At 71.9% G+C, this 4455-nt stretch carries 2 protein-coding genes; both read left to right on the top strand.

Annotated features, from left to right (window positions below):
- Positions 1 to 401 (top strand): P-loop NTPase family protein (locus ACFFNX_RS43270; protein ID WP_512699882.1); only part of this gene is annotated, 401 nt, incomplete at its 5' end.
- Between the two features lie 22 nt (positions 402 to 423).
- Positions 424 to 4455 (top strand): type VII secretion protein EccCa (gene eccCa / locus ACFFNX_RS43275; RefSeq protein WP_378212066.1); only part of this gene is annotated, 4032 nt, incomplete at its 3' end.

Below are 4455 nucleotides of genomic sequence, written 5' to 3' on the forward strand. Positions count from 1 at the left end.
CGCTGGTGAAGCTGATGGAGGACCACCGTGACGAGGTCGTGGTGATCGCGGCGGGCTATCCCGGCGACATGGAGCGCTTCGTCGACTCCAACCCCGGCCTGGCCTCACGTTTCACCCGCACGCTCACCTTCGAGGACTACTTCGCAGAGGAACTCGTCAGCATCGTGGAACAACACGCCGAACAGCACGACTACCGGCTGGCCGACGAGACACGCAAGCGGCTCCTCGACTACTTCGAGAACTACCCGCGCGGCGAACGGTTCGGCAACGGCCGCACCGCCCGCCAGATCTTCCAGCGGATGACCGAACAGCAGGCCCAGCGCGTGGCGGGGCTGGCCACACCCGGCAAGAGGGACCTCACCGAGATGCTCCCCGAGGACCTGCCGCAGGGCGCCGCATGAACGAGCGGACGCAGGAGGTCGCATGAGCAGGATCGCCTTTCACCGGTCCGCGCGCACGATGCCGCCGGAGGTTCCCGAACAGCGGGTCACGCTGGCGGCACCGCCGCAGAAGCCGCAGAACAACAACGCCTCGAACTGGCTCTTCATCCTGTTGCCGCTGCTGAGCAGCATCAGCATGGCGGCCTACATGGTGACGTACGGAAAACCCTGGCTGGTCGTCCTGGGCATCTCGTTCGTCATCGTGTCGGTCGGGGTCACGGCGGCGGTCCGCTGGCAGTTCCGCAGCGCGAACCGTCGCTCGCGTGACCGCCAGCGCGAGCGGTTCGACGAGCATCTCGCCGACATCCGGCGGAAGGCGCGCACCGTCGCGGGCCTGCAGCGGGTGGCGAGCGCGTTCGCCCATCCGAGCCCGGACCGGCTGTTCGCGATCGCGGTCGGCCGCCGGCGGATCTGGGAACGCCGTTCCACGGACGAGGACTTCCTGAAGCTGCGGCTGGGCGTGGGACGTGGTCCGCACGCGTTGCAGATCCGCGAGAGCGGCCGTGGCGATCCGATGGCCGAGTACGACAAGCAGTCCCAGCGTGCGGCCCAGCGGATCGTCGCCGCCAATGCCACGGTCGGCCGGCAGCCGGCCTGGGTGGACCTGGCCCGGTCGGGTGTGGTGAGCCTGCTCGGTCCGGCGGAGGCGGCGCGGGCGACGGCGCGTACGCTGCTGGCCCAGCTCGCGGTGCTGCACGCGCCGGACGACGTCACCGTGGCCGTCTGCGCGAACGGTGAGCCGGACTGGGAGTGGGCCAAGTGGCTTCCGCACACCCACGACCCGGAGGCCCGTGGGGTCGAGGCGGGTGTGGTGCCGCTGGTCGCCGAGGACCTCGACGGGCTCGCCGACTACCTCGAGGACCACCTCACCACGCTCCAGCGCCGGCGGGCGGAGCGCGCGACCAGACTGAGCTCCCTGCGTGACCCGGGCCCCGGCCACCGGCTCGTGGTCGTGCTCGATGGGTACCGGCCGGACGAGGCGTGGGCACGGACGCCGCTGGTCCAACGCCTGATCGGCGAGGCCGGCCCGGAGACCGGCGTCACCGTGGTCTGCCTGGTCCGGCGGGAGAAGGAGGAGCCCGAGCGCGTCGGCGTGCGGGTGCGCCTGGACGACGCGGGAGGTCTGGAGCTGACGAGCCGTGTCCCGGCGTTGCACGGCGCCGTCGAGGACGCGGTGGCGGACCGCATCGACCCGGCCGTGTGCGAGCAGATCGCGCGGCGCCTCGCCCCGTTGCGGCTGTCCGGTGAGCGGGAGCAGGTGCTGTCGCGGACGATCTCGCTGCCGGACATGCTGGGGGTTCCGGATCTGGCGGTGTTCGATCCACGGACGCGGTGGCGGGCGCCGGACGACGAGATGTTGTTGCGGATCCCCATCGGCGTGACCGGCGAGGGCGAGGACCTGGCGCTGGACCTGAAGGAGTCCGCCCAGGGCGGCATCGGCCCGCACGGCCTGGTCGTCGGCGCGACCGGGTCGGGTAAGAGCGAGTTGCTGCGGACGCTGGTGACGGCGTTGACGATGCAGCACTCACCGGAGCTGCTGAGCTTCGTGCTGGTGGACTTCAAGGGCGGCGCGACCTTCGCCGGCGTGACCGAACTCCCTCACGTCGCCGGCTTGATCACCAACCTGGCCGACGACCTCGCCCTGGTCGACCGGATGCGCGCCGCGCTCCAGGGGGAACAGCAGCGCCGCCAGCGGATACTGCGCGACGCCGGGAACGTCGACTCCCTCGGCGACTACCAGCTCCGCCAGGCGGCCGGCGGCACCGACGTCAACGGCAGGCCGCTGGAGCCGTTGCCGTACCTGCTGATCGTGGTGGACGAGTTCGGAGAGCTGCTGTCCCAGCGTCCGGACTTCATCGACCTGTTCGTCCAGATCGGCCGCGTCGGCCGATCCCTGGGCATGCATCTGCTGCTCGCCACCCAGCGGCTGGAGGAAGGACGCCTGCGCGGCCTGGAATCCCACCTGTCCTACCGCATCTGCCTGCGCACGTTCAGTGCCGCCGAGAGCCGCGCGGTGATCGGCACCCCCGACGCCTACCGCCTGCCTCCCATCCCCGGCTCCGCCTACCTCAAGGTCGACGAATCGGTCTACGAACGCTTTCGCGTCGCCCACGTGTCGGCTCCGTACCAGGAGCCGTCCGAACGGGCCCGCGCCACGCCGGAGAGGATTCCCCCGGTGCCGTTCGAGCTCCGCACCCCGAACCAGGGGCGGGAGGAGGCGTCTCTGGAGACCGCGGCGCCGGTGTCGCCGCGGGCCGCGGCGGGCGAACACACCGAGATGCAGGTCGCGGTCGAGCAGGTCCGCCGGTACGGCTCGCCGGTGCACCAGGTCTGGCTGCCGCCGCTGCCGGGCCACATCACGCTCGACTCGGTCCTGGGCGGCGTCGACGTCGAGGACCCCGGCCATGGCCTCCAGGCGACGATGTGGCCGCAGGGACAGCTGAACTTCCCGATCGGCGTGGTCGACCTGCCGGTCCAGCAGACCCAGTACCCGCTGGTCATGGACCTGGCGGGCGCCCACGGACACCTCGCGCTGGTCGGTGCGCCGCAGACCGGCAAGAGCACCCTCCTGCGCACCGCGCTCCTGGCCGCGATGCTCACCCACACCCCCGCTGAGCTGCGGTTCTACTGCGTCGACCACGGTGGAGGGGGGTTGCAGAGCCTCCAGGACGCGCCGCACGTGAGCGGCGTCGCGGGCCGGCACGACCTCGAACGCACCATTCGCGCGCTGTCGGAGGTGCACCAGCTCCTCGGTGCCCGTGAACGCCTCTTCGAGGAGCTCGGCATCGCTTCGGCGAGCGACTTCCGCCGGCTGCGCGACGAGGGCGAGCTGCCCGAGGGAGTGGACGCGGCCGACGTCGTCCTGGTGATCGACAACTGGGGCGCCGTACGCGAGGTGGCCGAGAACGCCGACGCGTTGGTCGTCGAGATCTCCTCCCGGGGGCTCGGCGTCGGCGTGCACCTGGTCCTCAGCGCGAACCGGTGGCCGGAGATCCGGATCAACCTGCGCGACAACATCCGCGGCCGCATCGAACTGCGCCTGAACGAGGCCGCCGAGTCGGAGGTGAACCGCCAGGCGGCCCGGCTGCTGCGCACGGTGCCGCCCGGTCGCGGCATCGCCGCGCCGGGCCTGCTCTACCACGCGGCGCTGCCGCGCATGGACGGGGCGCAGACCACCGACGGCCTCGGCAAGGCCCAGGAGGCGGTCATCGAGGAGATCGCGGCCTGCTGGCCGGGCGAACGCGCTCCCCACCTGCGCGTTCTGCCCAAACGCGTGTCATCGGCCGAGCTGCGCGCCGTCCAGGACGCCGAGGAGGCTCGGGCCGCGGGCGAACGTCGGCCCGAGGTCCCGATCGGGCTGCGCGAGATCGACCTCGCCCCGGTCGGCCTGGATCTGCGCGGCGCGGACCCGCACTTCCTCGTGTTCGGGGACTCCGGCTCTGGGAAGACGTCCTTCCTGCGCGGGTGGATGCGCGGGCTGGCGGAACGCCACGCGCCCGAGGACGTGCGCTTCGTGGTCATCGACTACCGGCGCGGCCTGATCGACGCCGTCCCCGCCCCGTACATCGGCGCGCAGGCGGGGGACATGGAGTACGCCGCGGCCTATGTCGAGCAACTGGTGGAAAAGCTCGGCGAGCGCCTGCCTCCGCCGGAGGTCTCAGCGCACGACCTGCGAGAACGAAACTGGTGGACCGGGCCGGAGCTGTATCTCGTCGTCGACGACTACGACCTGGTCGCCGGCACGTCCCGCGGGCCACTGGCCCCGCTGGCGGACTACCTCACCCAGGCGCAGGAGCTCGGCTTCCACGTGGTGCTGGCCCGCCGCGTCGGCGGCGCCTCGCGCATGCTGATGACCGATCCGCTGGTCGGCAGGCTGCGCGAACTCGGCTCTCCGGGGCTCGTGCTGTCCGGCGACCACCGGGAGGGCATCCTGCTCGGCGACCAGCGCGCCGCCCAGCGCCCGCCCGGCCGCGGCGTACTCCATGTCCCCCGCCTGCGCGCCGATGTACGGGGC

Origin of the sequence: Actinoallomurus acaciae (genome assembly GCF_042429965.1) — a bacterium.
In the GTDB taxonomy this organism is placed as follows: domain Bacteria; phylum Actinomycetota; class Actinomycetes; order Streptosporangiales; family Streptosporangiaceae; genus Actinoallomurus; species Actinoallomurus acaciae.